The following is a 23,318-nucleotide window of genomic DNA, read 5'->3' on the forward strand; positions in this document are numbered from 1 at the left end:
AAGCAATGAAGATCCGTCCGCTGTATGACCGTGTGGTCATTCGCCGTAACGAAGAAGAGCAAACCACAGCCGGTGGCATTCTTCTGCCCGGTTCTGCTAAAGAAAAGCCTAACCAAGGAGAAGTGGTTGCCGTTGGTAATGGCAAAGCACTGGATAGCGGCGAGATTCGTCCGCTGGCTGTCAATGTTGGTGACACCGTGGTTTTCGGCCAGTACGCCGGCAGCAACACCATCGAAGTCGATGGCGAAGAGCTGATCATCATGGGTGAGAGCGAAATCTACGCGGTTGTTGAGTAAAGCCTCGCGATTTCAGACCCAGACATTCAACTTTTAGAAAGACTTAAAGGAACAAATCATGGCAGCTAAAGACGTTTTTTTTGCTGACGAAGGCCGGCATCGCATGCTTGCCGGCGTAAACATTCTCGCAGATGCCGTTAAGGCAACCTTGGGGCCCAAGGGCCGCAACGTAATCATCGAGAAATCCTTCGGTGCACCTACCGTAACAAAAGATGGTGTTTCCGTTGCGAAAGAAATCGAACTCAAAGATCGCTTTGAGAACATGGGCGCACAGATGGTCAAGGAAGTTGCTTCCCAGGCCTCTGACGTTGCTGGTGACGGCACAACTACTGCCACAGTACTGGCACAGGCTATCGTGAATGAGGGTTTAAAGGCTGTTGCGGCAGGCATGAACCCCATGGATCTTAAGCGCGGTATTGATAAGGCTGTTGCCGCTGCGGTAGCGCAGGTTCAGGCGGCTTCAATTCCTTGCGAAGACAATAAGGCCATTGCGCAGGTCGGCACTATCTCAGCTAACTCTGACTATGCAGTCGGCGAAATCATCGCTGATGCCATGGACAAAGTCGGCAAAGAAGGCGTGATCACGGTTGAAGAGGGCTCTGGCCTCGAGAACGAACTCGACGTGGTTGAAGGCATGCAGTTTGATCGCGGCTACCTTTCGCCATACTTCATCACCAATCAGGACAGCATGAGCGTTGACACTGACAGCCCATTCATCCTGCTTGTAGACAAGAAGATCTCCAACATCCGTGAATTGCTTCCTTTACTGGAGCAGGTAGCCAAGGCGTCCAAGCCACTGGTTATCGTTGCAGAAGATGTTGAAGGCGAAGCGTTGGCGACCCTGGTTGTCAACAACATGCGTGGCATTGTAAAAGTTGCCGCCTGTAAGGCGCCTGGTTTTGGTGATCGTCGTAAGGCTATGTTGCAGGATATCGCTATCCTCACCGGCGCGACTGTTATCTCTGAGGAAGTTGGTCTGGAGTTGGAAAACGCGACTCTCGAGCACCTGGGTAACGCCAAGCGCTTCACTATGGACAAGGACAACAGCACGATCATCGATGGAGCCGGCGAAGCCGCTGCCATTGAAGCTCGCGTAAAAGAGATCCGCGTTCAGATCGAAAACACTTCTTCTGATTACGATCGCGAGAAGCTGCAGGAGCGTGTTGCCAAGCTGGCTGGCGGTGTTGCGGTAATCAAGGTTGGCGCTGCCACCGAGATCGAGATGAAAGAGAAGAAAGCCCGCGTTGAAGATGCACTGCATGCTACCCGTGCAGCTGTGGAAGAAGGCGTAGTTGCTGGCGGTGGTGTAGCTCTGGTTCGCGCCATTGCTGCTATCGCAGACCTTAAGGGTGACAACGAAGATCAGAACATTGGTATTGCTGCGGCACTGCGTGCCATGGAAGCACCCATGCGTCAGATCGTCGGCAACGCTGGCGACGAAGCCTCTGTTGTTCTCGACAAGGTACGTCAAGGCGAAGGTAACTTCGGCTACAACGCTGCGACTGGCGAGTACGGTGACATGATCGAGATGGGTATTCTTGATCCAGCCAAAGTAACTCGCGCAGCATTGCAGGCTGCTGGCTCTGTGGCCGGCCTGATGATCACCACTGAGGTGATGATTGCTGACTCGCCAGACGATAGTGCGGCTGCAGGCGGCGGTATGCCTGATATGGGCGGCATGGGTGGCATGGGCGGCATGATGTAAGCCAGCTTACCCAAGCGCTTAGACAAAGCCCGGTCTGTTCGCAGATCGGGCTTTTTTGTGCCTGGCTATTCGGATTCGCCACTATTGCTTGGCTCCGGTTTCGCTGAGAAGTCGCGAGCAAGCGCGCAGTTGCCTCTCTCGCTGCCGTCGCTTCTACGCTTCGTTCGACAACTTCGCGCTTGCTCGCTCGGTTCCATTCGCTCGGCGCTAGCCGATGCGGGAGTTGCTCTTACGTAGCAGTCAGGAGCGCATAGCGCGACGCGAAGTAAGGGCTGCTCTCGTGTCGGCGGGTAGCTTGGCGACTCAAAGCCGCGAGCAATCACGCAGTTGCCTCTCTGGTGTTGGCGGGTTCAGAAGCATAGACACAAAAAAGCCGCCTGAGCTCTCGCAAAGGCGGCTTTGTGTGGTGCTGCGGGTGCTACGCCATGTTGCTAGCCACGAAGTCCCAGTTAACGAGGTTCCAGAAGGCCGCCAGGTACTTGGGTCGTGCGTTGCGATAGTCGATGTAATAGGCGTGCTCCCATACGTCCACGGTAAGCAGTGGCGTTACGCCGTCTGTCAGTGGGCAGCCAGCGTTGCTGGTGTTGCTGATAGCTACTGAGCCATCGGCGTTTTGTACCAGCCAGGTCCAACCTGAGCCAAAGTTGCCCGCTGCCGCACCGCTGAATGCTTCTTTAAACGCTGCGAAGGATCCAAATGCACTGTTGATTGCATCTGCTAGGGCGCCTGTGGGTTCGCCGCCGCCGTTAGGTGACAGGCATTCCCAGTAGAAGCTGTGGTTCCAGATTTGTGCAGCGTTGTTGAAAACACCGCCCTCGGACTGACGGATCACGTCTTCGAGGCTTGCAGACTCGAGTTCGGTGCCGGCGAGCATGCCATTGAGTTTGTCGACGTAAGATTTATGGTGCTTGCCGTAATGGTACTCAAGGGTCTCTGCTGAAATATGCGGCTCAAGTGCGTTCTGTTCGTAGGGCAAAGCGGGTAATTCAAAAGCCATATCTGTCTCCAAGCTCCGTGTGTTGTTGAATGTAAGCCATTAAATATCGTTTCTCGCACAAATTGATGGTCTGGCAAGTTGTTATTACTCGCAGACCGGTGTAGATGTGCTGTGCGTTGGTTATACGGAATAATGCGTCAGGTCGATGTGTGTCCCTGCAGGCCGGTGTATTATAGGCGTCAAGAACTCAACAGGAGAAACTCCTCATGATCGTAGAATTCATTTTTCGTTGGTTTCATGTACTTGCAGGTGTCGTCTGGATAGGCATGCTGTATTACTTCAACTTTGTACAGACGGAGTATTTTAAGGAAGCAGAAGCGACCGCAAAAGCGGATGCCATGAAGAAACTGGCCCCGCGGGCGCTAAAGTGGTTCCGCTATGGCGCACTGGTCACCTTTATCACAGGTCTCGCATTGTTGGGCTATGTGGGTTCATTCAAGAACCCCGCAGCCAGTGCGCTGATCAACATGGGCGCTCTTGCTGGAACATTTATGTTCCTTAATGTCTGGCTGATTATTTGGCCCAAGCAGCAGATTGTTTTGGGAATGAAGGAAGGTGACGGTCCGGCTGCTGCGGCAAAGGCAGGTCTCGCATCGCGAACCAATACGTTGTTTTCTGGCCCCATGCTGCTGGGAATGCTCGGTTCCAAGCACCTGATCATCCCTGATATCAGCATGAATGGACTTTTTGCGGCCTGCGGTTTGATCGTGTTGCTGCAGCTCAACGCTATGTTTGGTCGTATGGGTCCCATGGCCAGTGTGGTTGGGGTTGTACATATGAGCATCCTTCTGGCGGCGGCTATCTGGGCGTTACTGGCGTTCCTGTAGACGTTTAGATTTATTCGGGTCGCCGCGATTGCAGCGACTCACGTTCCATTCACGGGCGCGATATAATCGCGCCCGTTTTCCTTAGAAGCTGAAGCGCATGTCTAAAGACGACGATATTTCACCAATACCCTCTATCAGTGCCAGCCGTGAAGGCGGTTCGCCGACGGCAGCTGTGCCCCGACCCCGCGGCGGGGGCTCACGTTCTGCACCCAAATCAGATGGCGGCGGAGCAAAGCCAGGGCTTCTGTCCGGATTTGGCCTGGTGGTTGCTCTACTCATCGCCATTGCTGCCTGTGCCTGGTCCTGGCAGCTCCAAGAGAAGCTCACCCAGGCTGGTCACGTCCTTGATCGTTACGAAAAACGCATTGCTGATCTTGAGGATCGTCTGTCAGATACCGACGAAGGCATGAGCCAGAATGCGGCGGTACAGGCCGCGAAAATTCGAGAGCTCGACAGCGAAGTTCGCAAACTCTGGGACAACGTCTGGAAAAGCACGAAAGAACGTCTGGGTAAGTTGGAAGCAAGCGCTAAACGCGCGGATGGGGTTGTGGCGTCCAACTCTCAAGGCGTCAAGAAGACCCAGGCCGATCTTGGAAAGGCTTTGCAAGACATCAGTCGCCTACAAAAAGTATCGGGTGACCTTGAGCGCATGGCCGCAAGTGCCCGCACTAGTCAGGCGGAAGTTGAGCGTGTGGCTGATGCGCTGAATGCCATTGATCTTGAACTCGCCAAGCTCAGTAAGCGGGTTGGGGGCAATGAAGAGTGGATCAAGTCAATCAATGCTTTCAGGCAATCAACTAATGCAAGTATTAGTCAGCTGCAGTCGCAGCTGCGGGCTATGCAAACACCGGGCGTCGGTGGCTGAGAGCGGATCATAAGGAATCAGGGGCACGTATGACTGTAATTCGACAGGACGACTTCATCGATAGCATGGCGGATGCCTTGCAGTTTATTTCCTACTATCACCCGGTGGATTTTGTGCAGGCCGTGCATAAAGCCTGGGAGATGGAGCAGAACCCTGCGGCCAAAGACGCTATGGCACAAATTCTTATCAATTCAAGAATGTGTGCCCAGGGCCACCGTCCAATCTGTCAGGACACGGGTATTGTCACTGTGTTTCTGCAGGTAGGTATGGATGTGCGTTGGGACGCGACCATGTCGGTGACGGACATGGTTAACGAGGGTGTGCGCCGCGCGTACAAGCATCCAGATAATGTATTGCGAGCCTCCATTCTCAGCGACCCGGCCGGCGCACGTAAAAATACCGGAGATAACACACCTGCGGTTGTTCATATGGAGCTGGTGCCCGGAAATACTCTTGATGTCCGTGTAGCGGCAAAGGGCGGCGGCTCAGAAAACAAAGCCAAGCTGGCTATGCTTAACCCGTCTGATTCCATTGTCGACTGGGTGGTCAAAACTGTCCCGACTATGGGCGCAGGTTGGTGCCCGCCAGGAATGTTGGGTATCGGTATTGGTGGCACGGCAGAGAAAGCCGCCGTGCTGGCCAAAGAGTCACTGATGGACCCCATTGATATTTATGATCTTCGAGAGCGGGGACCTTCGAACCGTGTGGAGGAGCTACGTCTTGAGATTATGGATGCTGTAAACCGACTGGGTATCGGGGCTCAGGGGCTCGGAGGCTTGACCACTGTTGTTGATGTGAAGATCAAGGATTTCCCGACCCACGCGGCATCCCTGCCTGTGGCGATGATTCCCAACTGTGCGGCCACACGGCATGCGCACTTTACTCTCGATGGCAGCGGCCCGGCTTTGCAGACGCCGCCGAATATCGATGACTGGCCCGACATCAGCTGGGAAGCTGGCGATGATGTTCGTCGGGTGAATCTCGATACGGTGACCCGTGAAGACGTAGCCACCTGGCAGCCTGGGGACACGTTGTTGCTTTCGGGCAAGATGCTCACCGGGCGCGATGCAGCGCACAAGAAAATGCAGGAACTGATTAAAAGTGGAGAGGGATTGCCCGAGGGCGTAGACCTCAAGGGTCGATTCATCTACTACGTGGGTCCGGTAGATCCGGTTCGCGATGAGGTGGTGGGTCCTGCGGGGCCGACGACGTCAACGCGCATGGATAAATTTACGGACTTTATTCTCCAGGAGACCGGATTGCTGGGCATGATCGGCAAAGCCGAGCGCGGTCCTACGGGAATCGAGGCTATCCGCAAGCACAAGGCGGTCTATCTCATGGCCGTCGGCGGCGCCGCCTATCTAGTATCACGAGCGATTACGTCGTCGCGGGTGGTGGCATTTCCTGAGCTTGGCATGGAGGCGATCTACGAGTTTGAGGTCAAGGATATGCCTGTAAGCGTCGCGGTGGATGCCCGCGGCGAGTCTGTGCATATCTCTGGCCCCGCGCACTGGCGCGGCGTTATTGAAGAGCAGGCACTTGAGCTCATCTGAAACGCTTTATTGGCACGACTACGAAACATTTGGTGTAGATCCGGGATACGATCGGCCCGCGCAGTTCGCCGGACTGCGCACGGATCTTGACCTCAATCCCATCGGTGAGCCTCTGGTGGTCTATGCAAAACCACCCCGGGACTATGTGCCGCATCCAGAAGCCTGCCTGATTACCGGTATCACGCCGCAAAAAGCGCTGGCGGAGGGCATTGCAGAAGCAGACTTCATCAAAGCCATCCTGAGCGAGTTTATGCAGCCTGGCACCTGCGCCGTGGGATACAACTCACTGCGTTTTGACGACACGGTGACCCGCGCTACTTTGTATCGAAACTTGCGTGACCCCTACGCCCGGGAGTACGGCGATGGTCGTTCCCGCTGGGACCTGATCGATATTGTGCGCACCGCGTATGCGCTGCGCCCTGAGGGGTTGACCTGGCCCAAACGGGACGATGGCCTGCCGAGCTTTCGTTTGGAGGATTTGTGCCAGGCCAACGGGCTATCCCAGGGGCGGGCGCATGATGCGCTGGTTGATGTGCAGGCCACGATAGCACTGGCGCGCTTGCTCAAGGAGCGGCAGCCACGCCTTTTTGATTGGCTGTATCGCCAGCGTTTCAAGCAGGCGGTAAAGCCCATGCTTGAGCCCATGGCAGATCCGGTGCTCCATGTGTCTGGCATGTTTGGCGCGCAGCGGGCCAACCTCGGACTCATTCTGCCTTTGGCTGCACATCATCAGAACCGTAACGAAGTGCTGTGCGCTGATTTGAGTATTGATGCAGGGCTGCTGATTGATCTACCTGCCGTGGATCTCCATCGGCTGTTGTATACAGCAAATGCGGATCTGGCTGGGAACGAGCAACGTCCGGGGCTCAAATCGGTGCATATCAATCGCTGCCCCGTCTTGTTGCCCGCCAAGATGGCCGATGCAGCGGTTGCACAGCGAGCAGGTCTCGATCTGGACGGCTGTCGTGAAAACCTTAAGAAACTGCGGGATTATGAGCAACGCATGCCCGGTGCATTGAGGGATAAGCTTCGCAGTCTTGATGAGCTGTCCAAGCGTGCGCCTGAAACCGACCCCGATCGCATGCTCTACAGCGGTGGTTTTATCGCCAGAGAAGATCGTCGAACGCTGGATCGAATTCTGGAGCTCAGTCCAGAGGATTTGGCCGATACTACGGTAGCGTTTGAGGATTTGAGGCTCGAGGAGATGCTGTTTCGCTACCGTGCGCGGAACTATCCAGAGACCCTCAATGCCGAAGAGCAGCTGCGCTGGGAGGAGTTTCGTTTTAACCGCATTAGCGAAGACGATGGGCGGAGCCTTAATCTTGAGGGTCTTCACGAACTCATCGAAGAGCGTCTTGGGGTGCCGCAGCTAAGTGAGGGAGATAGACACATTCTGGAAGAATTGCAGCGTTGGGGCGACAGTCTCTTAGCATGAGCTTCGCCTCGTGCGTTGCACCCGTATAATGCGGCACACAGAATCCTTTTAACCAGGTAGGGCAGCATGGAATTCGCGGGTAGTCATATTCTTTCCGTGGGGCAGTTCGAGCGAGCGGATGTGGAGTCCGTGTTTGAAGTCGCCGATGCGATGCAACCCTATGCGCGGCGTCGCAAAGTCACCCGTGTTCTGGAGGGAGCTATTCTCGGCTCGATGTTCTTCGAACCCAGCACCCGAACCCGCGTCAGCTTTGGCAGCGCCTTTAACCTGCTTGGGGGTGAGGTGCGTGAAACGACGGGCATAGAGAATTCCGCCATCGCAAAAGGTGAGTCTCTCTATGACACCGCACGGGTGCTATCCGGGTACTCCGACGTCGTCGCGATGCGCCACCCCGAAGTAGGCTCTGTTGCTGAATTCGCTGCTGCGAGTCGTGTGCCGGTGATTAATGGTGGGGATGGAAGCAATGAGCATCCTACCCAGGCTCTCCTGGATCTCTATACCATCCGCAGCGAGCTGTCGGCTCAGGGGCGCGGCATTGATGCTCTGCGCATCGCAATGGTGGGAGATTTACGCTTTGGACGCACTGTTCACAGCCTCTGTAAGCTGCTGTGTCTGTTTGATCGCGTCAGCGTAACCTTGGTGTCACCCGATGAACTGCGGATGCCCCAGGAGATTGTCGAGTCCCTGCGTCAGGCGGGGCATGTGGTGGTCCAGAGTGATGCCATGGAGGAGGGCATCGCTCACGTGGACATCGTCTACAGCACCCGTCTGCAGGAAGAGCGCTTTGCCTCGCCCGAAGAGGCCAATCTGTACCGGGGTCGCTTTCGGCTTAACCAGCAAACTTACACGCGTCACTGCGATCCCAATACCGTGATTATGCATCCGCTTCCGCGAGATTCCCGGGAGGCTGCACGGGAACTTGACGATGATCTCAATGAAAATCCCAACCTCGCTATTTTCCGACAGACAGATAATGGCGTACTCGTTCGCATGGCTCTGTTTGCGTTGGTGCTGGATGTCGTAGATCAGGTAGACGTTCACGCCCGAGACGTTAGTTGGTACACCGGCGGTCGCTTCGCGTGAGCTTTCGTCTGCGCTTCGGTGCAAATGATGTGCGTGTACTTGATGATGAGCGGGTGTTTGACGGATATTTTGGCGTGCAAAAACTGACGCTCCAGCATCGCTGTTTCTCCGGTGACTGGAGTGCCCCAATTACCCGAGAGGTGTTTGAGCGCGGTGATGCTGTAGGGGTTCTTCCCTATGAGCCTGAGACGGATTCCCTGATCCTCATCGAGCAATTTCGCGTCGGCAGTCTTCGCGATGAGCAAAGTCCCTGGATGCTCGAGCTTATTGCCGGAATTGTGGAGCCCCAGGAGAGCGACGAGTCTGTGGTAAGACGTGAGTCCATGGAAGAAGCGGGCTGTGTGCTGGATGAGCTTGTTCCCATTGCCAGCTATTACCCCAGCGCCGGTGCCTGCACGGAGCATGTGCGCTTGTTTTGTGGACGTGTGTTGAGTGCAGCCGCGGGGGAGGTGCGCGGCCTGGCCGAGGAGAGCGAGGACATCCTGGTTCATCGCATTCCTCGTGCTGAGGTGATGGAGATGCTGCTTGCCAATCAGGTCAATAATGGGCACACACTCATTGCCTTGCAGTGGTTCGCTCTTCATGGGGAGCGCTTGAGAGAGGCTTGGGGTGGCGGGGCCCTTGAGTCGCAATGAGCACCGAGGTCTCTCCCGAGTCTCGCCCCGGCTTACTGCGCTCCAGTGCAGTGGTCGGCACGATGACCATGCTTTCTCGAGTGCTTGGTTTAGTGCGAGATGTCATTCTCGCCGCCGTGATCGGTGCCAGCGCCAACGCTGACGCATTTTTTATCGCCTTTAAGATTCCCAATTTCCTGCGTCGGTTGTTTGCGGAGGGTGCTTTTGCTCAAGCCTTTGTGCCGGTGTTGGCGGAATGCCGGGAGAATGGTGGCCAGGCTGCGGTGCGGGGCCTGATTGATCGCGTGGCCGGTGTGCTGGGTGGTGTGTTGTTTCTGCTAACAGCAGTGACTTTGCTTGCGGCTCCCTTGGTTGCGGGAATTTTTGCTCCGGGCTACATCGCGCAGCCCGAAAAATTTGCGCTCACTGCGGACCTTATCCGAATCACTTTTCCCTACCTGATGCTTATTTCTCTGACCGGTATGTGTGGGGCGATTCTTAACAGTTACGGACGTTTTGCTGTGCCTGCCTTCACGCCCGTATTGCTGAATATTTCTTTGATAGGCGCTGCTTTGCTGGCAGCACCGTATTTTTCGGAGCCGGCATTTGCTCTTGCCTGGGGTGTGTTGTTTGCCGGACTAATCCAGCTGCTGTTTCAGATGCCGTTTCTCTACCGACTGGACCTGGTACCCAGGCCCCGCTGGGAGCCCCGACATCCGGGAGTTCGCCAGGTGATGACGCTGATGATTCCCGCGCTTTTCGGGGTGTCCGTCAGCCAGTTGAACCTGTTATTCGACACCGTCCTGGCGTCTTTTTTACCCACCGGGAGCGTTTCCTGGTTGTATTACTCCGATCGCCTTACCGAACTACCCCTGGGCGTCTTTGCTATCGCCGTGGCTACGGTGATTATGCCCACGCTGGCGGCACACAAGTCGGCGGCCCGTGACGAGGATTACTCCAAAACACTCGATTGGGCAGTGCGATCGGTCCTTCTGGTTGGTGTTCCCGCCTCACTTGCGCTGTTGCTGCTGGCTGAGCCGATCCTCATCAGTCTGTTTCACTATGGTGCTCTGAGTGAGCGCGATATCGCTATGTCGGCTCTTAGCCTTCGTGCGTACAGTCTGGGGCTTTGTGCATTTATGCTCATTAAGGTGCTCGCACCGGGGTTCTATGCAAGACAGGATATGGTCACGCCGGTGCGGATCGGCATTCGTGCCATGGTCGCGAATATGGTGATGAACGTTATTTTCGTGGTGCCTCTGATGTTTTATTTTGGAGTGGGTCATGTAGGACTCGCTCTGGCAACGAGTCTGAGTGCCTTCCTTAATGCGGGGCTTCTTTGGAAAGGCCTATTGCAAATAGGGGTGTATCACTTCGATCCCCGGTGGCGCCGCTACCTGACTCGACTTGTCTTCGCCAGTCTTTGCATGAGTTTGGCGCTGTTTTATACGACTCCGGATCAGGCCTCCTGGCTTATCTGGCGTTGGGATCAGCGGGCTTTGAGTATTCTGGCACTGTGTGGTTTGGGCTTGACGGTATATATCCTGGCCCTTTGGATAGCTGGTGCACGTCTTTCGGAGCTGCGTGCGCCTTCCGTCACAGGGTCCAAGGTGCGGTCCGAAACCGACTCATCTACATAGGCTGTCCGCACGTTCTTCGATATACTGCTGCGTCTATTTTCTGAACCTCAGCGACGCCATGGAGCTCCTTCGCGGCCTTAAAGGCCTGCGCCCCCAACATCGCCCCTGTGTTGCCACCATTGGTGCCTTTGATGGTGTGCATCTGGGCCATCAAGCCGTGGTGGCACAGTTGGCGGAACAGGGCCGCAAGTACGATCTACCGACTACCGTAGTGACCTTCGAGCCACTGCCGCGGGAGTACCTTGCGGCCGATACTGCGCCAGCGCGGCTGCAGAGCTTTCGCGAGAGGTTCGAAGCATTGGCGGCCCTGGGCGTAGATAGACTGTTGTGTTTGCGCTTTGACGAAAAGCTGCGTCAGATGTCCGCAGAACAATTTGCGGATCAGGTTTTTGTAACAGGATTAGGCGTGCGCTCCTTGGTGTTGGGAGATGATTTCCGCTTTGGGCACGATCGTGAGGGTGGGTTTTCACTGATGCAGGCCATCGGTGAGCGAGAGGGTTTTACGACTCTGGCCACCAAAACTCTGGAGTTTGAAGGCGATCGTATTAGCAGTACGCGCCTGCGCAATGCTCTGGCAACAGGTGACTTTGTTACGTCTCGGGCTTGTCTTGGTCGTGATTATGAGATTTGTGGGCGAGTGATTTTTGGTCGTCAGTTGGGCAGGCAAATTGGGACGCCTACAGCAAATATTGCTCTGCGCCGCGGCAGCGTTCCTTTGAGTGGCGTATTTGCGGTCACGGTGAACGGACCTGGTCTGAGTGATGCGCCGGCAATCGCCAATGTGGGCGTTAGGCCGACATTGTCCGCTGGCTCAAGAGCGAATCTTGAAGTACATATTCTCGACGGCGATCACGCGCTTTACGGAGAGAGATTGCGGGTGCGTTTTCTGCACAAGGTGCGTGAGGAACAACGTTTTGAGTCGGTGGATGTACTCAAAGCACAAATACATGAAGATATTGACGGAGCTCGTCGCTGGTTCGCATCGAGCGTCAAGGACAGATAGAACACATGAGTGATTACAAAAACACCCTGAATCTGCCAACCACGGGGTTCCCCATGAAGGCGAATCTTGCCCAGCGAGAGCCGGCAAGGCTCAAGCAATGGCAGGATATGGGGCTGTACCAGCGTATTCGTGAAGCCAGGGCAGGACGGCCGAAGTTTATTCTTCATGATGGGCCGCCCTATGCGAATGGAGATCTTCATGTCGGCCATGCTGTTAACAAGGTCCTCAAGGACATTATCGTCAAGTACAAGACGCTGGACGGCTTTGATTCGCCCTATGTGCCGGGTTGGGACTGTCACGGACTTCCTATTGAGCTCAACGTAGAAAAGAAAGTGGGTAAGCCTGGGGTTAAGCTCAGCGCCGCCGAGTTTCGTGAGAAGTGCCGCGCCTACGCCCGCCGACAAATCGATAATCAACGTGAAGATTTTGTGCGCATGGGCATCATTGGCGATTGGGAGAATCCCTATCTCACCATGGACTTTTCCTTTGAAGCCGACATCGTTCGCACGCTGGGTCGCCTGGTGGAGCGTGGTCATGTCCATAAGGGATTCAAGCCCGTGCATTGGTGCCTTGATTGTGGCTCCGCGCTTGCCGAGGCAGAGGTCGAATACGCCGATAAGCAGTCGCCGGCTATCGATGTGGCGTTCACCGCTTTGGACTCTGCGGCAATTAATCATGCCTGTGGCGCCGACGGCGAAGCGACAGTGGTTGTTCCCATCTGGACCACAACGCCCTGGACTCTGCCTGCTAACCAGGCTGTGAGTGTGCATCCTGATTTGGATTATGTGCTTATCGCAGGTAGTGGGCAGCGACTGTTTGTGGCCGAAGCGCTGGCTGAGAGTTGTGCGGAACGATACGGACTGGGTGAGCCTCAGGTGCTGGGTCGCTGCAAAGGCAGTGATGTCGAGCATCAGTTACTGCAGCATCCATTTCTTGAGCGTCAGGTTCCAGTGATCCTCGGTGAGCACGTGACTGTCGATGCGGGTACCGGTGCTGTACATACAGCCCCAGCACATGGCCAGGAAGACTATGCGGTGGGTTTGCGTTACGACCTGTCCGTAGAAAACCCCGTGGGACCCAATGGGGTTTTTGTTCAGGGCACAGAGCTCTTCGCCGGAGAACATGTGTTTAAGGCAAACGCCAATATTGTTGCGGCGCTTGCCGAGCGAGGCGTGCTGCTCCATCACGAAGAATATCTGCACTCGTATCCCCATTGCTGGCGACACAAAACGCCGCTGATTTTTCGGGCGACTCCGCAGTGGTTTGTGCGTATGCACGAAAACGGGCTGCTAGAAGCAGCGCAGAGTGCTGTGGATGGGGTGCATTGGATTCCCGATTGGGGCCGCGCTCGAATTGAATCTATGCTCAGCGATCGTCCGGACTGGTGTATCTCAAGACAACGTACCTGGGGCGTTCCAATAACGCTGTTTGTACACAAAGAGACGGCGGAACTGCACCCCGATACGCCCGCGCTGATTGAGAGGGCCGCTAAGCGTATCGAACAGTCCGGTATTGAAGCCTGGTTCAGTCTCGAGCCTGCAGAGCTTATTGGCGACGATGCCGAGAATTATGACAAGGTCACTGACACTCTGGACGTATGGTTCGATTCCGGCGTCACACATGCCTGTGTTTTGCGGCGTCGAGAGGAATTGACTGCACCGGCTGATTTGTACCTTGAGGGCTCGGATCAACATCGAGGGTGGTTTCAATCCTCCTTGCTGACCGGCATTGGCGCCTACGGTGAAGCACCGTATAAAGCCGTACTCACTCATGGCTTCACTGTTGATGGCGACGGCCGCAAGATGTCCAAGTCCATTGGCAATATCATTCCTGCACGCAAGGCCATGAATGATAATGGCGCGGATATACTCAGGCTGTGGCTGGCATCGACAGATTACCGTAATGAAGTGGCGGTCTCCGACGAGATCATCAAGCGCACGGGCGATAGTTATCGACGTATTCGAAATACCGCAAGGTTCATGCTGGCTAACCTGTCAGGCTTTGATCCTGTCGAGCATGTTGTCGCAGATGCGGACTTGTTGCCGCTGGATCGTTGGGCGGTGGATTGTGCAGCGCGACTGCAAGAGGAGCTGAAGCAGGCCTACGATGCCTATCAGTTTCATCAAGTGTGTCATCGTCTGCACAATTTTTGTTCGGGCGAAATGGGTGGCTTTTACCTGGATATTATTAAAGACCGTCAGTACACCACCCAGGCCGAGAGTCTTCCACGGCGCTCTGCGCAAACAGCGCTGTACCGCATTGCTGACGCCATGGCGAGGTGGATGGCTCCCGTTCTGTCGTTCACGGCTGAAGAGATCTGGGAGAATCTGCCCGGTGAGCGCGAGGACTCGGTGTTGCTGGCCGGTTGGGGAGCGCCGCTTTTACGTCTTTCACGCAACGATGATCTGGATGTTGAGTATTGGGATGCGCTGATCGACGTGCGAGCGGCGGTCAATAAACAACTGGAAGTTTTGCGCGCCGCAGGTGAACTGCGCGGCTCCCTTGACGCTCAAGTCACGCTCTATTGTGACGGGCAACTGGCTGAGCGGCTTGCCGGTCTTAAGGACGAACTTCGTTTTGTACTGATTACCTCCGGCGCTCAGATTGCAGCACTAGCCTCAGCCCCTGATGAGGCGGCCACAACCGATATCGAAGGTTTGCGTCTGTCGGTGACGGTGTCCAAGGATGAAAAGTGTGAGCGCTGCTGGCATCGCTGTGCGGATGTGGGTGAGCATGCGAGTCATCCTTCGTTATGCGGACGTTGTGTGAGCAATGTTGAAGGTCCGGGCGAGGAGCGTGAGTTTGCCTGAGACGTCCACAGCTGCGACGCGTTGGTATGCGCTGGCTTTTGCCGTTGTGGTGGCGGATCAGGTCAGCAAGTGGTTCGCTTCCAACGAGCTGAGTTACTCGGTGCCGGTAAAGGTCCTGGCGTGGTTCAATTTGACACTTCACCATAATCAGGGCGCCGCGTTCAGTTTTTTGGCGGATGCCGGTGGATGGCAGCGCTGGTTTTTTGCGGCGCTGGCCCTGGGTGTCAGTGGGATGATCATGTTCTGGTTAAGAGATCTCAAGCCCAGTCAGTGGCCCCTATCATTAGCGCTTGCGCTGGTTTTGGGCGGCGCCTTGGGTAATCTCGTCGATCGGATACATCTGGGCTATGTTGTCGATTTTATTAGTGTGCATTACCGTAACCGGTACTTTCCAACCTTTAATGTGGCGGATGCGGCGATTTCCGTAGGCGCGTTTCTCATAATTGTCGATAGTCTTTTCGGCAGCTTTGTTGACGAGCAGTCTGCGGATAATGGGCAAAGTTAATGCCGGAAGCCTCGAGAGAAGATATGAATGTGAGTGTGGGTGATGGTACCCGGGTATTTTTGAATTTCTCGCTTGCTCTTGAAGATGGGGCAGAGGTGGATTCGAACTTTGGCGGTGAAGCGGTGAGTTTCGCCATCGGCGATGGGAGTCTGCTGCCGGGCTTTGAGCGCTGCCTCATGGGCATGCAGGCCGGCGAGCGGAAGCTGTTTCAGGTGTCACCAGAGGATGCCTTTGGGCAACCTAACGAAAATAATGTTCAGCGTGTTCCTCGAGATGGATTTGATGAGGATATGGAGCTTGAGCTGGGCCTGGTGTGTTCTTTTGCGGACGCTGCTGGTGGAGAGTTGCCCGGCATGATTATCGCGTTCGACGAGACCGAGGTTACGGTTGATTTCAATCATCCGCTTGCCGGGCACACGATACTTTTTGATGTTCATATTCACCGACTCGAAGTGGTGGAGTTGCACTAATGCAGATTCAGTTAGCGAATCCCCGTGGTTTTTGCGCCGGCGTAGACCGAGCTATTGATATCGTTAATCGGGCTTTGGAAGTTTTCGGCGCCCCGATCTATGTGCGGCACGAAGTGGTGCACAATCGCTTTGTCGTGGACGATTTGCGCTCTCGAGGTGCGATCTTTGTCGAAGAGTTGCATGAGGTCCCTGATGACCACATCGTGATCTTTAGTGCTCACGGCGTGTCCCAGGCGGTTCGCAAAGAAGCGGGGTCTCGAGGCCTCAAAGTCTTTGATGCCACCTGTCCTTTGGTCACAAAAGTACATATTGAAGTCACGCGTTACAGCACCGAGGGGCGCGAGTGTGTCTTGATCGGTCACGCGGGTCACCCTGAGGTTGAGGGAACCATGGGACAGTATGACCACAGTGCGGGTGGCGATATCTATCTCATCGAAGATGAGGCGCAGGTCGCCAGTCTTTCTGTACGAAATCCCCAGAAGCTGTCCTATGTGACGCAAACCACCCTTTCTATGGATGACACGGCGCGGGTTATCGATGCTCTGCGCGAACGCTTTCCAGCTATCACCGGTCCTCGCAAAGACGATATTTGCTATGCCACACAGAATCGTCAGGATGCGGTCAAACAGCTTGCTACGGATTGCGACCTGATGATTGTTGTGGGTTCGCCCAACAGCTCTAATTCCAATCGCTTGCGGGAGTTGGCTGAGCGCATGGGAGCGCAGGCCTTCCTGCTCGATCGTGCTGACGAAATTGACCCGGCATGGCTGACCAATAAAAACAGCATTGGCGTGACTGCGGGAGCCTCGGCGCCGGAGATTCTGGTCAGCGAGGTGGTGGGGCGTCTTCAGGCTCTGGGCGCAGAAAATGTGTTCGAGGTGGACGGTCGCCCCGAGAATGTCACCTTCAGTATGCCCAAGGAATTGCGCTTACATCCTGTCGATTGAGCGAGTTCAGGTATCAAGTTAGCTTTCTAAGGTATTGATTTCTACCGGTTATCGCCAAATCTGACCGTTCGTCGGTGCACAGCTGCATTCTTGCGGGGTGTTTCCTATGCTACGGATATGAAAAAGTCTAGGCGTCAAAGTTTTTTATCCTCTGTTCCCAGAGTGTCCTTGGTGACGCAGCGGCGAGCATCTGTCTGCTTTGGGCTTCGCAAACAGTCTGGTTTTACACTTATTGAGTTAATGATGACCTTGGTCATTGCGGCAATTTTGCTTGCTGTGGGTGTTCCTTCGTACCGTGCGGTTCTGCAAAACTCCCGGGCATCGGCGTTAGCTTCAGATCTCACCAGTGGAATAAACGTTGCGCGCGCAGAAGCTATCCGTCGCGGCGCCGCTGTTCAGCTCTGTCCAAGTAGTGATGGGGCAACGTGCACAGGGACATGGATTGATGGGTGGATTGTCAGTGTTGTTTCAGACGGAGAGGTTTTGCGAGTGTGGAGCGCCCCCACGCCAGGCTCGGTGATCACGCAGACTCCAACCGCAAACGCGGTTTTAGCGTTTGGTGCGCTGGGCCAGCTTACGTCGGGTGATACTAATATTGTAGCCAGTGTAGATGGATGTACTAGCGAGCGGGCTCGAAACCTTTCCTTGGCATCCTCAGGACGCGTATCAGTTAGTCGAGCAATATGCCCATGATAGAGACAGTGCTCTTATGAAAAACAGGAATCCTGTAGTGAGAAAGGCCTCTGGTGCTGCCTCGATGCGCGGCGTAGGAATGATCGAAGTTCTTACCGCGATGGTTGTAGTTGCGGTAGCGGTGCTTGGTATCAGCAGGATGCAGATAACAATGCTGCAGCAGAATCAAAGCGCGTTGCTCCGGTCGCAGGCGACCATACTTGCCTACGACGCTATTGATCGGCTGCGTGTAGATCGGCAGGCGGCACTGAACGGCGATTACGATCGAGCTTTGGGCGCCGCCCGTCCTACAACAACATCTGTTGCCGATAACTCGATTAATCAGTGGTTGGATAGCGTGGCTACAACCCTTCCGGCGGGAGATGGTGCGATTGTGAGGTCCGGAGAGCTCATTGTTGTGTCGATACGATGGGATGACAGCCGCGGGGCATTACCAGCGCTGACGTTCACGACAGCGGTGGAGCTTTAGACATGCGGCCTAGCCACAGAACAAACGGCTTCACGCTGACGGAACTGCTCATCAGTGTCGTGCTAGGCATCTTCCTCGTCGGCGGCGTAATAAACGTATTTCTTGGAGGTTTAACCACTTTCAGAACTAACGACTCGCTATCGCGAATTCAAGAGAGTGGGCGTTTCGCTATGGAAATCGTTCGCAGAGATTTACGGCAAGCTGGATACTTTGGTTGCCGACAATCGCTTGCGCCAGAAACGCCCAGAAACGAGTCAACCCTAACGCCTGGCTTTATTCGCAATACCTTGAATCCAGCACCTTCAGGCGGTTCAGATCCTTTGTCCTGGGATTTTGACTACGGTCTGGCTTTGGAGGGGTATACGGCGGTGGACCCGGTTTCGGGCGGATCTGGCTGGAGCCCTACTCCACCCGTCAGTACGCTAATAGCTAATGCCGAGGACCATAGCGATATCGTGGTCACATCACGTGCCGAGGGGGTGGGAGTTATTGTCAATCAACATCCAGGAGGAAACCCACCGGGTTCCGCGTCCATCTTGATTGATAATGACAGTGGTATCGGGCCTGAAGATATTCTTATGGTGACCGATTGCACCTCTGCCGCAATTTTTCAAGTATCTACTGGCAATCCCGATACATCAGGTCAGATACCTCACAATACAGGGACGGGCGCCCCAGGCAATTACACCAATGCTCTGGGCAGGAGCTTCGTGGGGGCCGAAGTGTTCGAGGCGGTGAAGTCTGTGTTTTATGTTGCCAACAGCCCGGTCACAGGGCGGCCAGCTTTATTTCGAAATGGAGACGAACTAGTCGAGGATGTTGAGCGGCTGAGAGTTTTCTACGGAGTAGACAATACAGACAACCGACAAATCGATATTTATGTACCGGCCGGAACAGTGCCACTCGATGGTCCGGCGTCCACAGACCCAGACTGGGAGAGGGTGGTCGCGGTGCAGCTGCATTTGTTAATTAGCTCTGGGGCAGAAACCGGCCTTACTGAGGCACCGGTCTCTCTCCCATTTGCCGGCGGTACCTTTGATGCTACTGATCGTCGGGCTTATCAGGCTTTTACTACCACCATCGGAGTACGGAACCGCTTGCCATGATTAATAAAAGTGCGACATTGCGCGCGATGTCTCGTGCTCCTAGATTGCGTCAGTCCGGCGTGGCGCTACCCGTGGTCATGCTATTGATGATCATCCTGCTAGTACTTTCTACCGCCGGGATGGAGGACACGGCCATGCAGGAGCGTATGGCCGGTAATCTCCGCGATAGAGAGGCGGCTTTTCAGGCCGCTGAAGCTGCCCTTAGAGAGGGTGAAGAGTGGGTTCAAAACAATCAGGCGACAGCGCTTGCCAATCCGGAAATGACTGCCATAGAGGCTGCGGCTTGGGACGGTGTTTCTCCAGCTCCTATCGGTAGTAGGGCCAGCCTGTATGACAGTAGTTCGGAGATTCAGCTTGCGAGCGATCCAGTGTTTTATGCGGCACCACCTGTGCTGTTGTGGGCCAATGGGGGTGTGGAGGTCGGAGTAGAAACTCCAAGATACCTATACCCGGTAATTGCAAGAGGCGTAGGAGGCAGTGATAGCGCTGTGGTCGTTTTGCGAACCCTGTTTGAAGCCAATTGAAGCTGAGTGAATGCCGGGAGGCATCTATGTTGAATCTTTCCTTTAAGCCTCAAAGTCTAAACAAGCTCGCCAGCTTTGCTTTTGGCTGCTTTGCGACCTTTCCCGTGTGGGCGGCGGATGTGGATATCGCAACGAAGCCGCTGTTTGTGACAGCCGGCGTCGAGCCAAATATTATTGTGGCGATTGATGATTCGGGGAGTATGGACTGGGAATTTTTGCATCCGACCAGTTCAGGAGTTTTGTGGTGGAATGCCAATGACGCTAGCTATGTCGGCAGAGACGCTAATGGTGCATTGTCCTTGGGAGTTTTAAATTACAATAGCACAGGGGGGTTCAGCGCTCCGTGGTATCCGGGTGGCTATTTGTTTCCCAACGGAACTGCCACTGGTAATCGTGTCTACCCTGACGGAGATCTTAATATTCACGCAGTTCCTCCATTCCCGCAGTATGCATTTGCTCGAAGCGCAGCGTTTAATGGAATGTATTACGATTCTGCGTTGGACTATAAGCCCTGGCCAAGTGTGGGCGCAAATACATTTACCGACGTGCTGCACGCTGCGGCGCCTTCGGATCCGACTCGCGGTTCTGGAACCTTTAATCTGACGTTAGATCACCGCGACCTTGGAAGCAATCAAGTATTCCGGTTGTTTAAAAATATGGTCATCCCATCGGGGACAACTTACTTTGATGGAGTTGAATGGGTCCAATTGACAGCAGATATGCCTTGGCCTGAATCTACGAGCAACGGTATCGAGTATTACCCCGCAACGTATTACGAGCCTAACCGGCAGGCAACAATTTACTCTTTATTGGACTCCGCAACAGGAAATACTGTTCAAGGGCGTTGTGATTCGCCTGTGGCCGCACACTATAAGGTGTTTGAGCGGTCCCCCGGTAGTCTGTCTGGGGTAGACGCCCTGTCATATGATGGTAGCTGCCTTGTTAAGATTGAGATTAAGCCAGGCGTAGATTTTGCATCTAAAAGATCTTACGCCGAGGAGATGCAGAACTTTGCAAACTGGTGGTCTTATTATCGCAAGCGCCACCTTGCTACGCGCGGCGGCCTTGCAGAGTCATTTGAAAGTCAAACCGGCGCACGCATGGGCGTTCTGACCATCAACAGTCGTTCCCTTAATGGAATGTACTCTCTTTCGGATAGTATCGAACGTAACAGCATTTTTAACTTTTTTTACGATGTAGGTGGTAATAGGGCTGGCACGCCAAATCGTGAGGCGTTGAAGTATGTTGGCGACCAATTCCACACAAATTCCAACGTTATTACTCAAAGCTGCCAGCAAAACTTTGCCTTGTTGTTCACGGATGGTTTTGCCAACCCAACGACCACGTCCGGTGTGGGTAACGCGGATGGTGACATGGGTGTTCCCTTTCAAGACAACTATAGCAACACAATCGCAGACATAGCTGCAAAGTACTACAAACAGACACTTCGAGGCACGGCTTTCGCTTCCGGCAATGTTCCAGTACCAACCCAGTGTCAGGCTGCGTCTCCGCCGCTAGCACTGGACTGCAATAGTGACTTACATATGTCGACCTACGGTGTAACGCTCGGCGCGCAGGGAAACATTTTTGGGGGGGAGGCGCATTCTTCTGTTGCTGATGCGCATACTACCCCCCCCGCGTGGATGAACCCGACGCAGGTTAATCCTGTGCAGGTCGACGATCTCTACCATGCTGCAGTGAATGGCCACGGTGAAATGCTCAATGCGCAAAGTGCCGAAGAGCTGCGTGAGGTTCTGAGCGATGCACTGCTTGATATTGTCGATCGATCCCGATCGTCAGGGACCTCATCATCTACCTCAGCCGCGATTCTGCAGGCAGACACCTTGTTATACAGCGTGGAGTTTCGCAGTGATGATTGGAGCGGCGATTTGATTGCCCAAGAGGTGTCAGTTGTTGACGGCAGCATTGTGAGACAGGCATGGAGTGCCGAGGCTCGCTTGGCAGCGAGATCCACGTCAGGTCGTACTTTGCTCACCTGGGATGGCAGCAGTGGCGCCGATCTACAGTTTGATAACTTGGCGCAGGCGCAAAAAGACGCACTTAACGTGGATCTTAGCAATACAGTTGACGGCGCGGGATCGCAAAGAATCGCGTGGCTACGCGGCGACGCAGTCTCCGGTTTTCGTAGTCGAACAACTTTTGGCAGTCCCCGCAGGATTGGCGATATTGTTAACTCGTCGCCTCTTTACGTGGGGTCACAAAATCGAGGCTATAGTCTTTTACCTGCGGAATTCTCCCCGGGTACCTATGGAGCCTTTCGAGGGACTATAGAAGACCGGAGTCCCATGATGGTTGTTGGATCGAACGACGGCTTTATGCATGTGTTTGATGGTGATACTGGCGATGAGTTGTTCGCATTCATGCCCAGTGAGTTACTCCTGCCAGAGGCTGGTGACAGCTTCGCTCGGGCCTCACTATTGACGAATCCAAACTATGAACACCGATACTTTGTAGATGGAACTCCGGCGGTCAATGACGTTTTAATTAATGGTAGCTGGAAAACCATTCTGATCGGTTCCATGGGCGTAGGTGGTCGAACTGTCTTTGCTATCGACGTAACAGATCCCGAAACTATCGATGCCAGTGATGTTTTGTGGGAGTTTACCGACAGTGATTTGGGTTATGGCGTTACCGATGTACAGATAGTTCCCACAGCTAACGGGGGCTTCTCTGCAATATTTGGCAATGGGTACAACAGCGACTCTGACAGTGCGGTGCTCTTTGTCCTGGACGTGAGCGATGGATCTCTCCTGGCAAAAATCGACACAGGAACGGGAGATTCGAGCGATCCCAATGGTCTAGGGCCTGTGGTGTCAAGTAGTTGGCCGCAACTCAACTTCACGACGCAGTACGCTTATGCCGGCGACCTGCATGGAAATTTGTGGCGGTTTGACTTGACCAGCGCTCGAGAAACTCAATGGACAGACGCAGATGAGGTTTTTGTCGCCACTGACGTAAACGGTGATCGGCAGCCTATCACTGTTCAGCCTCGGATTTCCTTAAATCCGGAACGAAGTGGCGAACTTATTATCAACTTCGGCACAGGCAGTTTCTTCAGGGACCAGGACAACCTGCTCACTAATCCGCAGATTCAGACGCTCTACGGTATTCGCGAAACTCTGAGTAATACGACCATTACGAGACCCGACCTTCTGCAGCAGGAAATACTTTTTCAGGACACCGTGACGGCGCTGGGGGATCAACGTATTGTTCGGCAGATTTCTGATAATGACTATGCTGCAAGTACCAATGGAAACGGCGGCAGCGAGGAGTCTGGTTGGTTCCTTGATTTAGTGTACGGCGGTAACAACGTCGGTGAACGGGTAATCAGCAAAGTAACATTCCCGTCGGGTAGTCGCAGGGAACGCGTACGCTTTACATCGATGACGCCATCAAATGACCCCTGCTCATCAGGACGCACGGGCTTTATTTTTGACTTGGATCTTTTTACCGGCGGAGCTACAGATTTTTCGGTCTTTGATATCAATGATGATGGCTTCTTTAACGTAGATGACCTTGTTGACCTGAAGATGGTTAATGCTATTAGTGGTGGTAGAGGGGAGGATCTAACCGTTATTCGCAATCAGCAAGGTTCGGGTGATTTCTTCTACGACGGAACCGGTGGTCGTATAGGTAACACGACTGGGGCTGAGGGGCTTGCTACGGGTGACCCGTTGGGGCGGCAATCCTGGCAGCAGTTGCGGTAAAGGTCCTGTCCCTTCCGACATTGGGGCTGACGAGTGATGGCCATCAAC

The 23,318-nt window shown here is 54.4% G+C and carries 20 protein-coding genes; 19 read left to right on the top strand and 1 reads right to left on the bottom strand.

Going from position 1 to position 23,318, the window contains the following annotated elements; all coding sequences use genetic code 11:
* Window positions 1-5: 5 nt before the first annotated feature.
* Both groES and groL read left to right on the top strand, forming a co-directional pair.
* Window positions 6-296 carry a co-chaperone GroES gene (gene groES, locus R0135_RS16990; RefSeq protein ID WP_407348096.1) on the top strand — a complete coding sequence of 97 codons (291 nt, stop codon included), beginning with the start codon at window positions 6-8 and terminating at the stop codon, window positions 294-296.
* A gap of 58 nt (window positions 297-354) precedes the next feature.
* A complete protein-coding gene (groL, locus tag R0135_RS16995; RefSeq protein ID WP_407348097.1) occupies window positions 355-2,001 on the top strand; it encodes a chaperonin GroEL in 1,647 nt (548 codons plus the stop codon).
* A 418-nt stretch (window positions 2,002-2,419) separates the two neighbouring features.
* Here groL and R0135_RS17000 read toward each other — a convergent pair whose 3' ends face one another.
* Window positions 2,420-2,998: a superoxide dismutase gene (locus R0135_RS17000; RefSeq protein WP_407348098.1), complete on the bottom strand. Its 579-nt coding sequence runs from the start codon at window positions 2,996-2,998 to the stop codon at window positions 2,420-2,422.
* A 206-nt stretch (window positions 2,999-3,204) separates the two neighbouring features.
* On the opposite strand from R0135_RS17000, the gene R0135_RS17005 reads away from it, so the two are divergent.
* The 17 genes from R0135_RS17005 to R0135_RS17085 all read left to right on the top strand — a co-directional run bounded on the left by R0135_RS17005 (window position 3,205) and on the right by R0135_RS17085 (window position 23,270).
* Window positions 3,205-3,825, top strand: a complete 621-nt coding sequence (locus R0135_RS17005; protein WP_407348099.1) for a urate hydroxylase PuuD — start codon at window positions 3,205-3,207, stop codon at window positions 3,823-3,825.
* Window positions 3,826-3,922: 97 nt separating this feature from the next.
* A complete protein-coding gene (locus R0135_RS17010; protein ID WP_407348100.1) occupies window positions 3,923-4,690 on the top strand; it encodes a hypothetical protein in 768 nt (255 codons plus the stop codon).
* A 29-nt stretch (window positions 4,691-4,719) separates the two neighbouring features.
* Window positions 4,720-6,243, top strand: coding sequence for a fumarate hydratase (locus R0135_RS17015; protein WP_407348101.1), 1,524 nt, complete (start codon window positions 4,720-4,722; stop codon window positions 6,241-6,243).
* On the top strand, window positions 6,230-7,678 hold the full coding sequence (sbcB, locus tag R0135_RS17020; RefSeq protein WP_407348102.1) for an exodeoxyribonuclease I: 1,449 nt from the start codon (window positions 6,230-6,232) through the stop codon (window positions 7,676-7,678). The genes R0135_RS17015 and sbcB overlap by 14 nt, the downstream gene beginning before the upstream one ends.
* Window positions 7,679-7,744: 66 nt before the next feature.
* Window positions 7,745-8,761, top strand: coding sequence for an aspartate carbamoyltransferase (locus R0135_RS17025; protein ID WP_407348103.1), 1,017 nt, complete (start codon window positions 7,745-7,747; stop codon window positions 8,759-8,761).
* A complete protein-coding gene (locus R0135_RS17030; protein WP_407348104.1) occupies window positions 8,758-9,396 on the top strand; it encodes an NUDIX domain-containing protein in 639 nt (212 codons plus the stop codon). The genes R0135_RS17025 and R0135_RS17030 overlap by 4 nt, the downstream gene beginning before the upstream one ends.
* Window positions 9,393-11,015 (top strand): murein biosynthesis integral membrane protein MurJ, encoded by a 1,623-nt coding sequence (gene murJ, locus R0135_RS17035; protein WP_407348105.1) that lies wholly within the window; start codon window positions 9,393-9,395, stop codon window positions 11,013-11,015. Before R0135_RS17030 ends, murJ begins: the two co-directional genes overlap by 4 nt.
* A 58-nt stretch (window positions 11,016-11,073) precedes the next feature.
* Complete coding sequence (ribF, locus tag R0135_RS17040) at window positions 11,074-12,018, top strand: bifunctional riboflavin kinase/FAD synthetase (protein ID WP_407348106.1); 945 nt, start codon at window positions 11,074-11,076, stop codon at window positions 12,016-12,018.
* Window positions 12,019-12,023: 5 nt separating this feature from the next.
* Window positions 12,024-14,828, top strand: coding sequence for an isoleucine--tRNA ligase (gene ileS / locus R0135_RS17045; RefSeq protein WP_407348107.1), 2,805 nt, complete (start codon window positions 12,024-12,026; stop codon window positions 14,826-14,828).
* Window positions 14,815-15,333: a signal peptidase II gene (lspA, locus tag R0135_RS17050; protein ID WP_407348108.1), complete on the top strand. Its 519-nt coding sequence runs from the start codon at window positions 14,815-14,817 to the stop codon at window positions 15,331-15,333. Before ileS ends, lspA begins: the two co-directional genes overlap by 14 nt.
* A complete protein-coding gene (locus tag R0135_RS17055; protein ID WP_407348109.1) occupies window positions 15,333-15,803 on the top strand; it encodes a peptidylprolyl isomerase in 471 nt (156 codons plus the stop codon). Before lspA ends, R0135_RS17055 begins: the two co-directional genes overlap by 1 nt.
* Window positions 15,803-16,750 (top strand): 4-hydroxy-3-methylbut-2-enyl diphosphate reductase, encoded by a 948-nt coding sequence (ispH, locus tag R0135_RS17060; RefSeq protein WP_407348110.1) that lies wholly within the window; start codon window positions 15,803-15,805, stop codon window positions 16,748-16,750. Before R0135_RS17055 ends, ispH begins: the two co-directional genes overlap by 1 nt.
* 240 nt (window positions 16,751-16,990) lie before the next feature.
* Entirely contained in the window at window positions 16,991-17,443 is a 453-nt protein-coding gene (locus R0135_RS17065; protein ID WP_407349942.1) for a GspH/FimT family pseudopilin, read from the top strand.
* 37 nt (window positions 17,444-17,480) lie between these two features.
* Window positions 17,481-17,912, top strand: coding sequence for a type IV pilus modification protein PilV (gene pilV, locus R0135_RS17070; protein ID WP_407348111.1), 432 nt, complete (start codon window positions 17,481-17,483; stop codon window positions 17,910-17,912).
* 170 nt (window positions 17,913-18,082) lie between these two features.
* Window positions 18,083-19,018: a PilW family protein gene (locus R0135_RS17075; protein ID WP_407348112.1), complete on the top strand. Its 936-nt coding sequence runs from the start codon at window positions 18,083-18,085 to the stop codon at window positions 19,016-19,018.
* Complete coding sequence (locus R0135_RS17080; RefSeq protein WP_407348113.1) at window positions 19,015-19,542, top strand: PilX N-terminal domain-containing pilus assembly protein; 528 nt, start codon at window positions 19,015-19,017, stop codon at window positions 19,540-19,542. The genes R0135_RS17075 and R0135_RS17080 overlap by 4 nt, the downstream gene beginning before the upstream one ends.
* Window positions 19,543-19,568: 26 nt before the next feature.
* Window positions 19,569-23,270 carry a pilus assembly protein gene (locus tag R0135_RS17085; protein ID WP_407348114.1) on the top strand — a complete coding sequence of 1,234 codons (3,702 nt, stop codon included), beginning with the start codon at window positions 19,569-19,571 and terminating at the stop codon, window positions 23,268-23,270.
* Window positions 23,271-23,318 lie beyond the last annotated feature (48 nt).

The sequence above is a fragment of the Congregibacter variabilis genome, from assembly GCF_045689235.1.
Taxonomy (GTDB): domain Bacteria; phylum Pseudomonadota; class Gammaproteobacteria; order Pseudomonadales; family Halieaceae; genus Congregibacter; species Congregibacter variabilis.

Bases quoted from the DNA above. Each gene is read 5' to 3' on its own strand.
- R0135_RS17055 (WP_407348109.1), top strand. From the start codon at position 15,333: ATGCCGGAAGCCTCGAGAGAAGATATGAATGTGAGTGTGGGTGATGGT.
- R0135_RS17015 (WP_407348101.1), top strand. From the start codon at position 4,720: ATGACTGTAATTCGACAGGACGACTTCATCGATAGCATGGCGGATGCC.
- ileS (WP_407348107.1), top strand. From the start codon at position 12,024: ATGAGTGATTACAAAAACACCCTGAATCTGCCAACCACGGGGTTCCCC.
- R0135_RS17005 (WP_407348099.1), top strand. From the start codon at position 3,205: ATGATCGTAGAATTCATTTTTCGTTGGTTTCATGTACTTGCAGGTGTC.
- groL (WP_407348097.1), top strand. From the start codon at position 355: ATGGCAGCTAAAGACGTTTTTTTTGCTGACGAAGGCCGGCATCGCATG.
- ribF (WP_407348106.1), top strand. From the start codon at position 11,074: ATGGAGCTCCTTCGCGGCCTTAAAGGCCTGCGCCCCCAACATCGCCCC.
- groES (WP_407348096.1), top strand. From the start codon at position 6: ATGAAGATCCGTCCGCTGTATGACCGTGTGGTCATTCGCCGTAACGAA.
- R0135_RS17065 (WP_407349942.1), top strand. From the start codon at position 16,991: ATGATGACCTTGGTCATTGCGGCAATTTTGCTTGCTGTGGGTGTTCCT.
- R0135_RS17000 (WP_407348098.1), bottom strand. From the start codon at position 2,998: ATGGCTTTTGAATTACCCGCTTTGCCCTACGAACAGAACGCACTTGAG.
- R0135_RS17080 (WP_407348113.1), top strand. From the start codon at position 19,015: ATGATTAATAAAAGTGCGACATTGCGCGCGATGTCTCGTGCTCCTAGA.
- murJ (WP_407348105.1), top strand. From the start codon at position 9,393: ATGAGCACCGAGGTCTCTCCCGAGTCTCGCCCCGGCTTACTGCGCTCC.
- R0135_RS17025 (WP_407348103.1), top strand. From the start codon at position 7,745: ATGGAATTCGCGGGTAGTCATATTCTTTCCGTGGGGCAGTTCGAGCGA.
- R0135_RS17085 (WP_407348114.1), top strand. From the start codon at position 19,569: ATGTTGAATCTTTCCTTTAAGCCTCAAAGTCTAAACAAGCTCGCCAGC.
- R0135_RS17075 (WP_407348112.1), top strand. From the start codon at position 18,083: ATGGAAATCGTTCGCAGAGATTTACGGCAAGCTGGATACTTTGGTTGC.
- R0135_RS17010 (WP_407348100.1), top strand. From the start codon at position 3,923: ATGTCTAAAGACGACGATATTTCACCAATACCCTCTATCAGTGCCAGC.
- ispH (WP_407348110.1), top strand. From the start codon at position 15,803: ATGCAGATTCAGTTAGCGAATCCCCGTGGTTTTTGCGCCGGCGTAGAC.